Genomic DNA, 14,745 nt, shown 5'->3' with positions numbered 1-14,745 from the left:
CTATCTTAAGGCGGCTAGGCGTAGGACCGGCGTCCCGCCTGTCCCCGGCGTCCCGCCTGTCCATCTCAAAGGCGTAGGACAGGCGTCCCGCCTGTCCCTGAGTAAGAATTTATGCCGGTGGTAGGATTTTTTACTCAGCGGCTGATTGGTTTTGGTAAAGTTTATTATCTTTTGCTTGTCTGTTGCTCCTGCGTCTGCTAGTCTTTTGAATGAAAGGTGGCGGTGCTTTGCAGCTGCCGGTCTTTCGTTACAAGCCTTTACGAGCTTTTACAATTTTTTGCATTAAAGGCTGATTTGGCTGAGCTGCCAGGAATTCCTGAAGGCTAAGTTTCGTTTAGTTAAACCACTTGAATTGTCTGAAGATAAGCAAGGATATGAATCATTACTGTGATGAGTGGGTCGCCGAATGGTGTGAGGAGAACGGCTGGACGGATTTAATTAGAGAGCGTTACAATAATTACTGGGCGTTCCCGCCAAGTGCGGTGATGCCGGAGCCCATCCCTGGTAAAATTCTCAGGTTGATTAAGGCGCAAAAAGGAATGAGTCCCGATGAGAAATTTTGGTCGGTGGCGGCAACTGCGGTGGGCGTGACGGCTGCTATTTTGAGCTATTTGCTGAAGTGTCCCATGCCGGTAGTTTTTGCCTTCGCTTTTACGGCAATTGTGGTGGGTCAGCTTGAGGTTGAGGATGTGTAGCTGGCGTGCCGGTTTTGGGAATCTGGACTTAGGGTGAAGAAAGCCGGTTTTTTAGAGAAGCCGACTTTCTCGTTTAATTGGGCTTTCCTGGCTGCAAACTATTTCAGGGCAAATTCTCCAACCATAACAGGTGCGCGGCTAAGGGATCGCCGTGAAGTGCGTTAAAGAATCTCAGATCAGCCGTGACCATTTGGCAGCCGTTAGTAACAGCGAGAGCCAAGTAAACGCAGTCATAAACTGCTTGTTCGGGCTGCAATATCAAGAGCTTGTGGCATCAGCGCGAAAGACGGATGTATCTGTAAAGGGGCTGTCATCAATGCAGCTAAATCCTCCTGAGCATTTTCTAGGGTAGTTTCACCGCGCCGAATCCGCTTCCACAGAATATTGGCTATTTCTGGGAAGAAGAAATCCGGAACTAGGAGGTCACAGTCGGGCGAACGCAAACGGAGTGCGTCTGAAGAGTGGATTTCAGGCACTACCCACTTAATGGCTACGTTGGCATCTACAACAAACAGAGTCAACGGTTTCTATCCTCCCGCAAAAGTTCAGCACTATCGCTAAAGGTTCGACCGGCATACTTAGCTCTTGCCTTGTCAATTGCTTCCCACCCTTCCAACCTTGTGGTTGCCCTCTCGACAGCCTCAGTTTCAGCCGCCGCCTCCAGAATCGCTTTCACCTCGGCTTCCAGTGAGCGCCCGTGTTTGCCGGCGCGAATTTTTAGCTTGTCGGCGACAGTCGGGTCGAGGTCTTGTATTAGAATTTGAGTCATGGTTTCTCCTCTCTGCGCTATACTTTAATTATAGGTCTGGTTTCTGAATTTGAACATGACCTCGATTCATCTATCGAGCGGTTTCTAGGTTTGGGAAGATGGGGTGCCGGTTGGCAGGTTGAACCTGCACTGCGAATTATAAGGAGATGCCGGTGATCCCCACCATAGCAATTTTAGGGAGGTTTGCGGGGGTGGGGAGTGCCGGTGTTTTTCTTACAAATCGCCTGAGTGGAGTTCACGTTAGTCTGTAGGCTGTTAGACTTTCCACTTTTCAACTGTCTGCTTATACAGCCAGTTCTCTACCTTTGCTTCATCAACATACCCTCTCAATTCAGGGTCGGGCCAAATATGAAGCCGGTCATAACATCCCAACTCTCTGGCAGCTGCTTCAATGTCTTCCCACTGTTGGAGAAAGCATTCCGCCCACGAGCTTTTACTCATCACGGAGCTGGCAAAATTCAAACCAGCTGCTACCATTTGTTTGCCATTAGTCTTGCAACAGTACATTACTCCGCTCAATCCAGTGAAAATTGGAAAAGGGGTAAAAGTTTTTAGGGAAGGAAGACTAACGGAAGCCAGACAGATACACTGTGAAAATATATATCAGTAGCCACTTAGATTAGGACATTAGACCTGCAGGGGGGCCGGACGCCTGCCCTACGTCTATATAGCAGCTGTACGAACCTAAGTGGCTACTGCTATATATCCAAAGACAAGCCGCTCTGAATTCCTGGCTTACCCACTAACTTTAGTAATCACTAATAAACGCGCACCAATAATGCTTCTGATACTCCACCATTGGGGATCTGATGAATAAATTGTCTCTCTCCACACCACAATAGCAGATCGCCTTCTGACGCTAGATGCTATTCGGTATCTTATTTTTCGGGAAGCAGAAGTGGCTGCGGGGGCTTCGCCTGCCGCATAGCTTTGCTTAATGCCCCTTGCCGGTCAAAGTCTCTAATATGGAAACAAACTCTACCACAACCAGTGGCGCTTCAAGTATTTCACCGGCACTCCCCTCACCCACCGGCACCCCCTCACCCACCGGCACCCCTCTCACCCACCGGCACCACCGGCTTTCCCCACAAAAAAGGGTGTCCAGCGGATAATAGCTGGACACCCTACCGTACATAAGTTTTTCTTATGGAGCTAAGCGGATTCGAACCGCTGACTTCTTCAATGCCATTGAAGCGCTCTACCAACTGAGCTATAGCCCCTTGCCGCACTTCACTATAATCACTCAACCCTCCCCCTTTTGTCAAGCATTTTTTCAAAAATTTTTTTTCGGGGAGCACCCCCAGATTCCGCGTGCCGGTTCCAGCGGCCAGAACCCTTACCGGAGCTAGCTTCCAGCCAACGGTCTCCTTGACGGAAACGCTGGGGGCCCGCCAATCTGAGAGCCGGTCAGCCGCGCCCCCGGCTCCAACATACCATCCGGCGGCGAAACCCAGCTCAGGTATTCTACATTCAGCGACTCATAAGGCAAATAGGACTGCTGGGACATTTCCGTGACGTAGCCCACATAGCCGCCCATCAGAAAATAAACCCCGACCATAGCAGCGGCTGCAGTGGCCACCAGCGTGCCGGCCAGCATTAAAGCGAACTCGCGATTCTCCACCGCCTCCTGCATCAGGTGCAGCGACCAGGCCACTAACGCTATCACAATAATCAGAATTATGAACATCACTTTACATAATTTAACTATTCAAATCTTGACATATTGTAACACTGGTATCAGCAACCGTCACCCATTTGGGTTAAGCATGCGCCGCCAGTCGCTAGTGGCCAGTCCCCATCCCCCAGTCCCCACGGCTTACAGCAACCGCACCGGGACTTGCTGCCCTGCCAAATAGTCCTTAATTTCAGCCACGCTCAACTGTCCGTAGTGGAGCAAAGAGGCCAGGAGAGCCGCTTCCGCCTTGCCGGCACTCAGCGCCTCGTAGATGTGATGGCAGTTGCCGGCACCTCCGGAGGCAATCACAGGAATCGGCACTTGCTCAGCAATCGTGCGGGTTAGCTCCAAGTCGTAACCGGCCTGCGTGCCATCGGCGTCCATACTCGTGACCAGCAGTTCGCCGGCACCGCGGCGCTCTGCTTCCAAAGCCCACTCCACCGCATCGATGCCGGTGTTTTCCCGCCCGCCCCTGACGTACACGTCCCAGCCCGGGGTGGCCCCATCGGGCCGGCGGCGGGCATCTATAGCGACTACAATACACTGGCTGCCAAAGCGCTCACTTGCCCTGTTAATGAACTCAGGATCGCGCACTGCAGCGGAATTGACGCTGACCTTATCCGCACCGGCTCGTAACAATCTTTTAATAGTTTCTAAGTTTTGTATACCTCCGCCCACCGTCAGGGGGATAAATACCCGCTCAGCGGTGCGGTAGACCACATCAAAAATGATGTCCCGATCCTCGTGGGTTGCCGTGATGTCCAGAAACACCAGCTCATCGGCACCGGCATCGTTATAAACCTGCGCCAGTTCCACTGGATCGCCGGCATCCTTAAGATCCACAAAATTCACCCCTTTAACCACCCGACCAGCTTTGACATCCAGACAGGGCAAAATTCGTTTGGCCAGCATGGCAATTCCTTTAAGTGCGACTGAGTGACAGGGGGCTTGGGGTGTCCGTTGGGGGTAGAGCCAGAAAAACAGAGAGGGAGACAGCCCGAGCGATCTCCCCCTCACCCCCTTCTGGTTCCCAAGTCCCCTCGCCCCCACTCCCACTGTATAGCCGTCCCGCAGCAAGACTGAAAATTTCTAGATGGAATGCGTGAGCGTCCCCTGATAAACTTTGGATTGGTCTGTAAATCCAGCCGGCAGCAGTCCCGGGGGGAACCGCCGGTACCGGTCGCCGGACAGGGGTCCCGCCTGTGCCGGTGGCAGGACAGCCGTCCCGCCTGTCCCTAAAAAAGGGCAAGATGCCCCCCCTGCGGCAACCCGGTCGCCCGCAAGCCGCCAAGCGAGGTTTCGGCCCCGTTCCTGGCTGCGTTGCAGCCAGACAGCGAGCAAAAATTTGTCCACAGGAAAGCGACACACCCCGCCCCGCTTTCCTCTCACCGCCAGCTATCATATTTGTGGCGGGAGTATCCAGCGGGAATATCAATATGGAAATAGGTCAAAAAGTCAGAGTGCGCCGCCTCAGGGACCGGCTGCCGGCAAATACAGTCAGCAAAATTAAACAGAATCCAGTCGGCACAGTTGAGGAATTCAAAGTGGTCGATGGAAAAGGCATTGGTTTCTTGGTCAAATTTGATGACACCTTTGCCACCTGGTTCTTTGAAGACGAACTCGAAGTGGCGTCGCAGTAAACTTTGGGGGGTCAAACATAACTGACAGCCTCACGCTGGCAGCAAAGAGCAGCGTTACGGTTGCGGGTGTGGCACAGGTGCGGTTCCGCCCGCTAACATAAGGAAAACTTGCATTTTCCAGTGCCGCACGTCGGATAAGTTGGACGATCTGGGCGTCGGGAACAAAAATGGCTCTGATTTTAACCTTTTTGGGCAAAGGCGGCACAGGCCGCACCACAATAGCGATCGCAGCTGCCAAGCGGCTGGCTAGTTCTGGGCAGCGAGTGCTGCTGGCAAGCTCCGATCCTGGCCCTGGCCTGGGCTTGATGCTGGGGGCACCCCTCGGGCCCAAACCGCAAGAGATTGCTCCCAACCTGAAAGCAGTGCAGTTTCAGATAGCTGTGCTGCTCGAGCGCGGCTGGGAAGAAATCAAAAAACTGGAAGCTCAATATGTCCGCACCCCCTTTTTTAAGGCTGTTTATGGCCAAGAGCTGGGGGTCGTGCCGGGGATGGAAACCGCCTTGGTTATGAATGCCATCCGCGAGCTGGACGCCAGTGGCCAGTATGACGCGATTGTTTGCGACTTGAGCGGCGACCAAAACACCTTGCGGATGCTGGGGGCACCGGAAATTCTCAGCTGGTACATCCGCCGGTTCCGTCAGGTGTTTGCCGATTCCGACCTCGGCAAAACCCTGTCGCCATTCCTGCAGCCGGTGACCAGCGCGGTTCTCAATGTCGATTGGTCGGCTGATAACTTTGCCGCGCCGACTCAGGACTTTACCCACTTGCTGGACAAGTGGAGGGATGCCATCGCCAACCCCAACCGCGTGGCTGCCTATTTGGTGACCACCGGCAACCCAGTGGCCGTGGCGGCAGCCCGCTACCTCTGGGGCAGCGCCCAGCAAGTGGGCCTCACCGTTGGGGGCGCAATCCTCAATCAGGCGATTTTGACGGACACAGCTGCAGCAGAACTGGCTCCCAGCCTGCAAGAGCTTTACAGCACCTACGAGCGCGAAGCCTGCGTCGAAGCGACCGTCACCTCTGAACTGGCACCGCTGCCGGTGAGCACGGTTCCCTTCCGCACCGGCAGCGACTGGCAGCCGCTAATGGACGCCCTGCCAGATTTCAGCAAAGCCCCTCAGGCTCCCAGACCGATCTCCATTGATGTCCCCGGTCGCCAAGTCAGCCTATTTCTGCCCGGATTTGACAAAAAGCAAGTGAAACTGACGCAATACGGTCCGGAAGTGACGATAGAAGCTGGCGACCAGCGGCGCAACATCCTGCTGCCTCCCGAATTGAGCGGCAAACCCGTTAAGGGAGCTAAGTTTCAAAATCAGTACCTGATCGTTTCGTTCGCGTAGTGGCGCTCACCGTTCAGTCAAAAATAAACGGACTTGGGACTTTTGACAGCTGGCAGCTGACAACTAACTTTGAACTATGTCTAATTCTCCGACTTCTCCCCCAAATCCAGTTGAACCGACAGCAGGCGCTGCGGCCAGCGAGACAGACCGCAGCGGCAAAACCAGGCAGCTGCTAGGTATGAAAGGCGCTGCCGGCGGAGAGACCAATATCTGGAAAATCCGCCTGCAGCTGATGAAACCCATCACCTGGATTCCCCTGATTTGGGGCGTCGTCTGCGGCGCAGCCTCCTCTGGGGCGTACACTTGGAGTTTGGAAAATCTGCTCAAGGCCGCGGCCTGCATGCTGATGTCGGGCCCATTGCTGGCCGGCTACACCCAAACCCTCAACGATTTCTACGACCGCGAAATCGACGCCATCAACGAGCCTTACCGCCCGATTCCCTCGGGTGCTATCTCTATTCCCCAAGCTGTCACCCAAATTCTGGCGCTGCTCTTGGCTGGGATTGGCGTGGCTTACGCACTAGACAGATGGGCCGGCCACGGCTTCCCTATCCTGACCGTGCTGGCCCTTGGCGGGTCGTTTCTGTCTTACATTTACTCTGCAGAACCCCTGAAGCTGAAGAAAAACGGCTGGCTGGGGAATTACGCCCTCGGAGCCAGCTACATCGCCCTGCCTTGGTGGGCGGGCCACGCCCTGTTTGGCCAGCTCAATGCCACTATAGTGGCTCTCACTCTGTTTTACAGCTTGGCTGGGTTGGGCATTGCCGTGGTCAATGACTTCAAAAGCGTCGAAGGCGACCAGAAGCTGGGATTGAAATCTTTGCCGGTGATGTTTGGCATTGGCACGGCGGCTTGGATCTGCGTCCTGATGATTGATTTGTTTCAAGCCGGCATCGCCGCTTACTTGATCGCCATTCACCAGAACCTGTACGCTGTGATTCTGCTGCTGCTGGTCATCCCCCAAATTACCTTCCAGGACATGTATTTCCTGCGCAATCCCCTGGAAAACGATGTCAAATATCAGGCTTCCGCCCAGCCTTTTCTCGTTTTGGGGATGCTGGTCGCCGGTCTGGCCTTGGGGCATGCAGGCGTGTAGCCTGTGTGAGATTTGAGTGGCGACCAGCCCCAATTTGGGAGCAGGTCGCTACGGAAAAATCTCAGCTCGCCTCCGGTTTACTTTTCAGCGAGCCGGATTGAGGGCTTGAGGGGGAACACAGAGAAATTGATTCGGGTCAGTTGACAGAACCTGAGATAAAATCTAAAATATATACTCGCACCCCCTTGGCGAGATAGCCCTCCCAAGCACTAAAATAGAACGAACTTCGAGCCCGGGTATATGGTGGTGTGTGAAAGGCCACTGTGGATGTTCCGGCTTCACCGTTGCGGGAAGGATATTGTTGGTGTATCCTTCCAGTGGCTCGAGCCAAGGGCTGCAAAGCCCTGGATCATCTCCTGGTGTGATTGAGGATCTGCTGTGTCAAAGTTTCTCTCAAAGCTCAAGCATATATCATTGACGTCGGGCAACGATTCTGATCCGATTCAATTTTATCAATATGCCCCTCCTATTGAGGCAGGAGAGCAAGCTCAGCTAGAGGATAGGGGGCAAGATGTTCGGGATCGGGAGCAAAGCTCGACCGAAGCCTACCCAGGTCCCACTCGTGAATACTATCTTCTGCCTGAGGAGCAAGAGGGTTCACAACCCGATCGGGAAACTTCTCCGGAGTTATCGGCTCAAGGCTCCCAGGCAGGAGCCCTGGGATTCGAGAGCGCCAAAGGCGTCCGCGAAACGCTCGACAAGCTGGAGGGGAAACTCGAACCCGTCAAGCCAGTTTTGCAGGCTGTGGGAGCGAATCTGCGGCAAAAGCCGCTGCACCGGCGTCCTTTATTCTGGACCGGCATGTACCTTTTCAGTGGGGGCTGTGGGGCGGTGACTATGCTGGTGGCCTTGCAGTCTTTAGAGCGCAGCTTGCCGCCCATCTCAGAGGTATTCACCTTTGCCAGACAGGGAACGCTGACGATAAAAGCCGCTGATGACACTATTTTACAGCAAGTCGGCGACGCCACCCGAGACAAGCTGAAATATGACCAAATTCCAGAAAAGCTGGTTCAAGCGTTTATTGCCATCGAAGACCGGCGCTTTTATGAACACGGCGGCGTAGACTATCAGGGCATTCTCAGAGCGGTCGTCTCCAACCTGCGGGAGAGAAGTGTGGTGCAAGGGGCCAGCACGATCACGCAGCAGGTGGCGAGAATTGTCTTCCTCGATCTCGATCAGAGCGCACAGCGCAAAATTCGGGAAGCGATGCTGGCGATGAAAATCGAGGAGGAGATGACCAAAGAGCAAATCCTGGAGCGCTACCTCAATTTGGTTTATTTGGGTTCGGGGGCTTACGGGGTGGCGGACGCGGCCTGGGTTTATTTCGGCAAAACGGTGGACAAACTGTCCCTGCCCGAAATGGCCACGATTGCCGGTCTGCCGCCCGCACCTACGGAATACTCGCCGTTGGTCAATCCCAAAATTGCCCTGGATCGCCGCAATATCGTGTTGCGGGAAATGGTAGAGGCTGGGTATATCACCCCGGCTGAGGCGGAAGCTGCTAAAAACACTCCCGTCAAGCTCAATCCGAAGAAGCCGAAGCGTTTGCAGCTGCAAGCTCCTTATTTTACTTCCTATATCCAGAAGGAATTGCCCAAGTATATCTCCAAAGAGGCCCTGAAAAAGGGCGGCCTGACGGTGGAGACAACCCTCAACCTCAAGTGGCAGCGGGTGGCGGAACAGGTGGTTAAGGACGCAGTGGAACTCGATGGGCCGGCTGAGGGGTTCGAGCAGGCAGCAATGGTGGCGATTGACCCGCGCGACGGCGAAGTTAAGGCGCTCGTCGGCGGCTATGGCTACGGCGAGAGTGAATTCAATCGCGTCACTCAGGCGATGCGCCAACCGGGTTCGACTTTTAAGAGTTTTGTCTATGCCGCCGGCATCGCCGCCGGCTTCTCTCCTTACGACGGCTACCGGAACCTGCCCATGCGCGTCGATGGCTACAAACCGGAAAACTACGGTAAAAGTTATAGCGGCGGCTGGATTTCGATGGCGGAAGCCCTCGCTAAATCGGTTAATGTCGTCGCGGTGAAAGTGCTAACGGAAGTGGGGTTTGAACCGACTATCAAACTGGCCCACGAGATGGGGATCAAAACCGAACTCAAACCCTACTACGCCCTAGCCCTGGGGGCGATTGAGGTGAATTTGCTGGAACTCACCAACGGCTACGCCACTCTGGCCGCTCAAGGCAAGCATGTGCCAGCCCACGGCATCCGCCGCGTCATCGACGGGCGGGGTCAGGTTCTCTACGAGGCCGATTTTAAACCCAAACAAGTCTTGGATAAGGACTCGGCGGCTATTATGACCTGGATGCTGGAAGGGGTGGTGCAAGAGGGCACCGGCAGGCCGGCCTATCTGGGCCGACCTGTGGCAGGGAAAACCGGCACCTCTGAGGAAGCCCGCGATCTCTGGTTTATTGGTTATATCCCCCAACTGGTAACAGGTGTCTGGCTGGGGAACGATGACAGCTATCCCACAGGGGGCACGAGCGGCACGGCTGCTTCTACCTGGCGGGCGTTTATGAGGGAAGCGGTAGGGGGCATGCCGGTTGAGCCCTTCCCAGAACTGCCCCAGCTAGATGGCCGTAAAGCCAGTATCAAGGCTAAACCCATCCCGGCCAGTATCACCTACTATGACATCCCCGCCAAGCCCCCGCAAAATACCGCCAGTACGGGTTACGGTGCCGGCTACTACGACAGTGTCAACAGCGGTGGCGGGTACTACGACCAGGGCTATTCCAGCCCCCAGTAGATGTGGCCGGCCACCAGTAGGGTGCCCTATTAACGCACCCTACTGCTTGTACTTCCCTATTAACCCACCCCGCAGGTTTTCCGCCGGCGCTTTCGGAATGCCCCCGCCCCGGGAAGCATTTTTTACCCGCCCCTTTTGCAAAGCAGCGGTCGTGTTTTCCTTCTAACGGCAGATGCCAGGTAGCCAGAAGGCTGGTTATTCTGGTTTTCATAAAGGGTCTAGTACAAGCTCTATGGGAATTTGCTATTATACTTAGTGACCAGGGTTAATTTGTATGAATCCCTGTCAGGGATTGAAATAAATTACCGATTTTGCTGTCCCTTACAAGAGTCATCATTTATGCATATTCTGATGGATGTATCTGCCGGCACCTCAAATTTTCCCGTGGCCTTTACTGCAGTCTATGTAGTCGGGTTTATTGCCGCTGTCGTTTTTGGTTCCATCGCTTGGTATAACTCCAAGCGCCCTGCCGGCTGGGAAGATAAAAATCGTCCTGACTTTGTGCCTGAGGTCAAACCAGAAGAAACTCCGGGTATCGGCAAGCCCAAATCTTAACCTCTGTGACGGACCATGCGCCCCCAGTCCCGCGCCGTAGCCCTGCCGGCCAGGCGCAGGACTGGGCTGACTAAAGATTTTAAATTTTAGCCTCGCTCTCCCTTACCCTTGCATCGATATTATATAAAATCTGGCGAAACAACCACTATAAATCATAGCCTATTCAGGAAATATCGTGTTTTTCCAGAGCGGAAATTTTACTTAAAGATAAAGCATGCAATCGGAAAGAATAATATAGCAGTAGTCATATTGGTCACGGACATCAGTGGCCTGGGGAAAAAAGGCTTAGGACAGGCGTTCGCTGCGATCAAAGCTGTCCTAACCTAAATGAATACTGCTATATTTTTCAGTGCGTGGGGGTGGGGGCCAGAAAAATTTGCCACACAGCTTCGAGCCCTGAGAAACTGGCCCTTACTGATATCCCTCTTTTGTCACTTTGGAAAGAGTATAGCAGTATGCACTTAGGTTAGGACATAGATAAAACTGCTGAATCAACTGATTGCCTTAACTCCTCACCCCTGACAAGAGCTTGACGGATATAGTTTTTAAGTCTTGCCCAACATCTTTCAATTGGATTCAGGTCTGGTGAGTAGGGCGGTAAATAGATTAAATCGCACCCCGCTGATTTAATCAGTTCCTCAATTTTCCCACCTTTATGAAAGCTGGCATTGTCTAAAATCACAATTTGGCCCGCGGTTAAAACGGGAATAAGTTGACTCTCGACCCAGCTTTCAAAGAGCTTGCGGTTACAAGATCCCTCAAAGGTTACTGGTGCTATCAAGCTCTCGCCTCTTAAAGCGGCTACTATACTCACTCTTTGCTTGCGGCGACCAGACTTAAAGGCGTAAAATCTTTCACTTCCGTCACACCATCCATAGGGATAATCCTCTCGGTTATCTATACCGGACTCATCTACAAAAACCATCTGGTGCTTTGTCCTCAAGAAGCTTTAAAAACTCCTGTCTTGAAACCTCATCCCTTTCTATGTACCCGTAAGTTTTCTTTTTGCGGGTAAATCCAATTTTTTAAAAGGCGCGACTGAAAGTGGAAGGGCTGATTTGTTCGGGCCAGGCTTGCACCATTTGAGCTTGAGTTTTTTCCCCATTGGCCAGCACAAACTTACGAAAAGATTCCAAGTCTTTGATTTTCTGTCCCCATCCATGGTGATAACCTGACTCCGGTTTCAAGTCCCCAGTCGCGGACTGACGCTTGCGCCACTGGTAAATTGTACTGCGGCTCACGTCAAAGACCTGGGCAGCTTCAACTATACTCATGCCCCGTTGTACGGCAGCTACTACTTTTTGGCGCAGGTCATAGCTGTGGTGCTGGCATATATAATAGACTCCTAAACGCTCTTTATTACTATTTTAGCATGTTCTGACCTAAATGACAAGTGCTATATGTGATGACGAGAATTCCCGGCCTCACTTACCTTGATGTTGGCAATTTTTAGGGGAGCCGAACTAGGATAGAATATGGGTTCAAAGAAAGCAAAAATGAACTGGGCTGGGCGGATTTTCGCCTCACTCAGTACGAGGACATTGAAAAATGGTGGTAAATAGTAGAGAGCGCCTATTTTATGGTCAGTCTTTATGCTGCCTCTAGTCAAAAAGGGTCGAGGTTTTGGCTGAATCCCCCAACTCCTGTTCACCAAAGATTTCCTCAACATCAGCAATGGGACGAAAAAGAAGGCTGGAAAAATGTTTTGAACAATCTGCGCTTAATTCTTCTCCCTCTACTCTGTTTTAATCTTATCAAGCTTTGGTTAAAGGTTTTCCCTATCCCTCAGTTAACTTTGGGCTTGACTCGCTTAATTTCTCTAATGAATTTCTTTCCACCGGCCATTTCCGTAAACGGCCAGCAGTGGCAATATTACTTTTCCTCTGCCTAGAGTGACAGAAGAGTGATAATGTCCTAACCTAAGTGCATACTGCTATATCACTTCCCCAGCCTCAGTCGCACCATAAAAAATCCGTCCATCTGGTGCCGATGAGGCCAAACTCGCACCCAGCCTTCCGGACTGGCAAAGGCAGCCACAGGCATATCGGGTGCCGGCGGCTCAATCCGCCAGCTCGGATGACTGTCCAGAAATACTTCAATAATGCTTTCATTCTCCGGGGGATTCAGCGTGCAGGTTGCGTAAACAATCGCGCCCCCGGGCTTGACAAAACTCGCAACATGTGCTATCAATTCCCCTTGCAGGGCAGACAGTTCCCGAACCGTTTCTGGAGTCTGCCGCCAGCGAGCGTCAGCACGCCGGTGCAGGGTTCCCAAACCAGAACAGGGGGCGTCCAGCAACACGCGGTCCGCCGCACCGGCAAACTGCGAGAAGTTGCGAATGTCACCGGCACAGATTTGAATCGATAACAGCCCCAGCCGGCCTGCATTTTCGCTCACCTTTTCCAGCCGGCTCACAGCCCGATCGCACGCCCAAATCGTGCCGCGATCGCCGGTCAGTTCCGCAATGTGCGTCGTTTTGCCCCCCGGTGCGGCGCAGGCATCGACCACCACTTCGCCAGGCTGCGGGTCGAGCAAATAGCTGACCAGCTGGGCGCTGCTGTCCTGCACCGCCCACCACCCCTCCCTGTATCCGGGCAGGTTTTGAATCGCACCGGCACCCTCGGTGCGCAGCGCTAGGGGCAAATGGGGCACCCGACTGACCGCCATCCCCGCCTCTGCCATCGCCGCCTCAACTCGCTCGATTGACGCCCGCAGGGGGTTGACCCGCAGGTCAATTGTCGGGGACTGGTTAAACCACCGGCACAGCTGTTCTGTTTCTTCAAAACCCAGCCGGTCTAGCCAGTTTTTCACAATCCAGTCAGGGTAGCTGTGCGAAATCCCCAGACGCTGAACGGGATCGAAGGGCACTTGCAGGGGATCGGCGCAATCAGCCGCCAGACGGAGGTACTGCCGCAGCAGACCGTTGACAAAACCGGCAAGTCCTGCTAAGGAATTCTGTTTGGCTAGCTCGACGGCGGTATCTACTGCGGCTCTTGGCGGGATGTGGCTGAGATAGCGCAGTTGATACAAGCCGGTGTGGAGGATGGCGCGCAGATCCGGCGGTTGCTGGTGGGATTTCTTTTTGGCGAGTTGGTCGATGAGGGCGTCGAGGGTTCGCATTCTCCTGACGCAGCCGTAAACTAATTCTGTGGCGAGCCCCCGGTCCCGATCGCTCAGTTTGGCTTGGCGCAGCCATTTGTCGAGGGCGTCGTCTGCTTTGGCGGAATGCCGGTGGGTGTCGCGGAGGGCGAGGAAGGCGATTTGGCGGGGGTTTTGCATAGTTTTTATTATGGCGTAAGGGGGGGTGAACCGCCCCCGTGAAGGGACGCCAAGGAAGAGCTGTCGGGTGCGTTGCCTCGTGCGGGAACGCACCCTACTGTGCGGGTTGATTATATTGCGAATCCCACCTCGCACCAGTTTTTGCAAGTGGATTGGGAGGCTTTCAGCGGCAGCTCCTGTTGCCGTGAAAACAGCACCTTCTGCAACTTTCTTCTTTGACCCTTCGGTTTCGCCCATTGCTTTTTCTGCTTAATTGATCGGAATTGATCTGGAAGAATTTTTTAGCAGACTTCATCTTGTCAGTCAATTCCTCTTTTTACTGAATTTCTCAACTCCTTCTTTACTGGGTGCACCCCTGTCCGAGCCACGAAAGTGCGGTTAGGCTTGAAGCAAGAATTACAGGTCTTCAGGTATTAAACCCGTCACCAAGCCAGACCCGGGCTATAGCACTAGGCACTTAGGTTCGTACATTTTGGCCTCTTTTGCACCCCCCCAGTCCTGCTCCTATTGTCCTAACCCATATTACTACTGGGATATAGACGTAGGCCAGCGTCTGGCTGCCCTGAAGGTCTAATGTTCTAACCTAAGTGCATACTGCTATAACATCCCAGTCCCAATCTTTTGCTGCTCGTAAAACGCAAACACCACATCATAAAATGCTTGCCTGACTGGCGTTTAATCCGCCAGCCGATAAGCAACAGATGAGCCCTCGCCGCCGGGCAGACTGCCAACTCATGCTCCGGCAAATGGCTCACTTCAGCTCTAGAGTGAAGACGCTGCGCCTTTAGGGGGCTCAAGCCAGTCCCGTGCCGGTCTGACTTGACACTTTGGCTCTGGGACTTGTGTACCATTGGTACACAAATTTTCTCCCACCGGCGCGGCCTCAATCAACCGTGAATTGGTCAAAGCACTCCCAATCGGTCTGACTTGACACTTTGGCTCTGG

At 53.5% G+C, this 14,745-nt stretch carries 16 protein-coding genes, 1 tRNA gene and 1 pseudogene; 7 read left to right on the top strand and 11 right to left on the bottom strand.

What is annotated here, in order from left to right:
- Nucleotides 1-374 precede the first annotated feature (374 nt).
- Nucleotides 375-695: a slr1957 family protein gene (locus OSC10802_RS0128445; RefSeq protein WP_017720173.1), complete on the top strand. Its 321-nt coding sequence runs from the start codon at nt 375-377 to the stop codon at nt 693-695.
- Between the two features lie 230 nt (nt 696-925).
- On the opposite strand, the gene OSC10802_RS51380 is transcribed toward OSC10802_RS0128445, so the two are convergent.
- From OSC10802_RS51380 to OSC10802_RS51375, 8 genes are all read right to left on the bottom strand, one after another.
- A complete protein-coding gene (locus tag OSC10802_RS51380) occupies nt 926-1,216 on the bottom strand; it encodes a type II toxin-antitoxin system VapC family toxin (protein ID WP_017720172.1) in 291 nt (96 codons plus the stop codon).
- Complete coding sequence (locus OSC10802_RS0128435) at nt 1,213-1,464, bottom strand: FitA-like ribbon-helix-helix domain-containing protein (protein WP_017720171.1); 252 nt, start codon at nt 1,462-1,464, stop codon at nt 1,213-1,215. The genes OSC10802_RS51380 and OSC10802_RS0128435 overlap by 4 nt, the downstream gene beginning before the upstream one ends.
- A 255-nt stretch (nt 1,465-1,719) precedes the next feature.
- On the bottom strand, nt 1,720-1,971 hold the full coding sequence (locus OSC10802_RS0128430) for a hypothetical protein (protein WP_198525210.1): 252 nt from the start codon (nt 1,969-1,971) through the stop codon (nt 1,720-1,722).
- 427 nt (nt 1,972-2,398) lie between these two features.
- Nucleotides 2,399-2,599 carry a hypothetical protein gene (locus OSC10802_RS0128425; protein WP_017720169.1) on the bottom strand — a complete coding sequence of 67 codons (201 nt, stop codon included), beginning with the start codon at nt 2,597-2,599 and terminating at the stop codon, nt 2,399-2,401.
- Between the two features lie 12 nt (nt 2,600-2,611).
- Nucleotides 2,612-2,684, bottom strand: a tRNA-Ala gene (locus OSC10802_RS0128420).
- A 125-nt stretch (nt 2,685-2,809) separates the two neighbouring features.
- Nucleotides 2,810-3,151, bottom strand: a complete 342-nt coding sequence (locus OSC10802_RS56780) for a hypothetical protein (protein WP_017720168.1) — start codon at nt 3,149-3,151, stop codon at nt 2,810-2,812.
- A gap of 129 nt (nt 3,152-3,280) precedes the next feature.
- Nucleotides 3,281-4,051: an imidazole glycerol phosphate synthase subunit HisF gene (gene hisF, locus OSC10802_RS0128410; RefSeq protein WP_017720167.1), complete on the bottom strand. Its 771-nt coding sequence runs from the start codon at nt 4,049-4,051 to the stop codon at nt 3,281-3,283.
- Nucleotides 4,052-4,228: 177 nt separating this feature from the next.
- Nucleotides 4,229-4,492: a hypothetical protein gene (locus tag OSC10802_RS51375; RefSeq protein ID WP_155968514.1), complete on the bottom strand. Its 264-nt coding sequence runs from the start codon at nt 4,490-4,492 to the stop codon at nt 4,229-4,231.
- A gap of 83 nt (nt 4,493-4,575) precedes the next feature.
- On the opposite strand from OSC10802_RS51375, the gene petP reads away from it, so the two are divergent.
- From petP to psb35, 5 genes are all read left to right on the top strand, one after another.
- Nucleotides 4,576-4,779, top strand: coding sequence for a cytochrome b6f subunit PetP (gene petP, locus OSC10802_RS0128405; protein WP_369797102.1), 204 nt, complete (start codon nt 4,576-4,578; stop codon nt 4,777-4,779).
- 167 nt (nt 4,780-4,946) lie between these two features.
- The gene (locus OSC10802_RS0128400) at nt 4,947-6,119 is read left to right on the top strand and encodes a Get3/ArsA fold putative tail anchor-mediating ATPase NosAFP (protein WP_017720165.1); all 1,173 of its coding nucleotides are present in this window, start codon (nt 4,947-4,949) and stop codon (nt 6,117-6,119) included.
- A 76-nt stretch (nt 6,120-6,195) separates the two neighbouring features.
- A complete protein-coding gene (gene chlG, locus OSC10802_RS0128395; RefSeq protein WP_017720164.1) occupies nt 6,196-7,215 on the top strand; it encodes a chlorophyll synthase ChlG in 1,020 nt (339 codons plus the stop codon).
- Nucleotides 7,216-7,593: 378 nt separating this feature from the next.
- Entirely contained in the window at nt 7,594-9,966 is a 2,373-nt protein-coding gene (locus OSC10802_RS0128390) for a transglycosylase domain-containing protein (protein WP_445727649.1), read from the top strand.
- 339 nt (nt 9,967-10,305) lie between these two features.
- Nucleotides 10,306-10,521, top strand: coding sequence for a photosystem II assembly protein Psb35 (gene psb35, locus OSC10802_RS0128380; RefSeq protein WP_017720162.1), 216 nt, complete (start codon nt 10,306-10,308; stop codon nt 10,519-10,521).
- Between the two features lie 466 nt (nt 10,522-10,987).
- Here psb35 and OSC10802_RS48065 read toward each other — a convergent pair.
- Nucleotides 10,988-11,795, bottom strand: a pseudogene (locus OSC10802_RS48065) (IS630 family transposase).
- Between the two features lie 305 nt (nt 11,796-12,100).
- Here OSC10802_RS48065 and OSC10802_RS44925 point away from each other — a divergent pair.
- Complete coding sequence (locus OSC10802_RS44925; protein WP_017720158.1) at nt 12,101-12,412, top strand: hypothetical protein; 312 nt, start codon at nt 12,101-12,103, stop codon at nt 12,410-12,412.
- Nucleotides 12,413-12,459: 47 nt separating this feature from the next.
- On the opposite strand, the gene OSC10802_RS0128360 is transcribed toward OSC10802_RS44925, so the two are convergent.
- Both OSC10802_RS0128360 and OSC10802_RS51370 read right to left on the bottom strand, forming a co-directional pair.
- Nucleotides 12,460-13,800, bottom strand: coding sequence for a 16S rRNA (cytosine(967)-C(5))-methyltransferase (locus tag OSC10802_RS0128360; protein WP_026098893.1), 1,341 nt, complete (start codon nt 13,798-13,800; stop codon nt 12,460-12,462).
- A gap of 762 nt (nt 13,801-14,562) precedes the next feature.
- The coding region (locus OSC10802_RS51370; RefSeq protein WP_232731772.1) for a hypothetical protein at nt 14,563-14,745 on the bottom strand (183 nt) is incomplete at its 5' end.

It is taken from the genome of Kamptonema formosum PCC 10802 (assembly GCF_000332335.1).
Classification (GTDB): domain Bacteria; phylum Cyanobacteriota; class Cyanobacteriia; order Cyanobacteriales; family Oscillatoriaceae; genus Oscillatoria.
Note: the sequence above shows the minus strand (reverse complement) of the source record. Positions and strands in the feature narration are given on the sequence as shown.

What these genes read in the sequence shown, in the direction of transcription:
- petP (WP_369797102.1), top strand. Translation starts at nt 4,576, where the DNA reads ATGGAAATAGGTCAAAAAGTCAGAGTGCGCCGCCTCAGGGACCGGCTG.
- OSC10802_RS0128360 (WP_026098893.1), bottom strand. Translation starts at nt 13,800, where the DNA reads ATGCAAAACCCCCGCCAAATCGCCTTCCTCGCCCTCCGCGACACCCAC.
- hisF (WP_017720167.1), bottom strand. Translation starts at nt 4,051, where the DNA reads ATGCTGGCCAAACGAATTTTGCCCTGTCTGGATGTCAAAGCTGGTCGG.
- OSC10802_RS56780 (WP_017720168.1), bottom strand. Translation starts at nt 3,151, where the DNA reads ATGTTCATAATTCTGATTATTGTGATAGCGTTAGTGGCCTGGTCGCTG.
- OSC10802_RS0128400 (WP_017720165.1), top strand. Translation starts at nt 4,947, where the DNA reads ATGGCTCTGATTTTAACCTTTTTGGGCAAAGGCGGCACAGGCCGCACC.
- OSC10802_RS0128425 (WP_017720169.1), bottom strand. Translation starts at nt 2,599, where the DNA reads ATGTACGGTAGGGTGTCCAGCTATTATCCGCTGGACACCCTTTTTTGT.
- OSC10802_RS44925 (WP_017720158.1), top strand. Translation starts at nt 12,101, where the DNA reads ATGGTCAGTCTTTATGCTGCCTCTAGTCAAAAAGGGTCGAGGTTTTGG.
- OSC10802_RS0128435 (WP_017720171.1), bottom strand. Translation starts at nt 1,464, where the DNA reads ATGACTCAAATTCTAATACAAGACCTCGACCCGACTGTCGCCGACAAG.
- chlG (WP_017720164.1), top strand. Translation starts at nt 6,196, where the DNA reads ATGTCTAATTCTCCGACTTCTCCCCCAAATCCAGTTGAACCGACAGCA.
- OSC10802_RS0128445 (WP_017720173.1), top strand. Translation starts at nt 375, where the DNA reads ATGAATCATTACTGTGATGAGTGGGTCGCCGAATGGTGTGAGGAGAAC.
- OSC10802_RS0128430 (WP_198525210.1), bottom strand. Translation starts at nt 1,971, where the DNA reads ATGTACTGTTGCAAGACTAATGGCAAACAAATGGTAGCAGCTGGTTTG.
- psb35 (WP_017720162.1), top strand. Translation starts at nt 10,306, where the DNA reads ATGCATATTCTGATGGATGTATCTGCCGGCACCTCAAATTTTCCCGTG.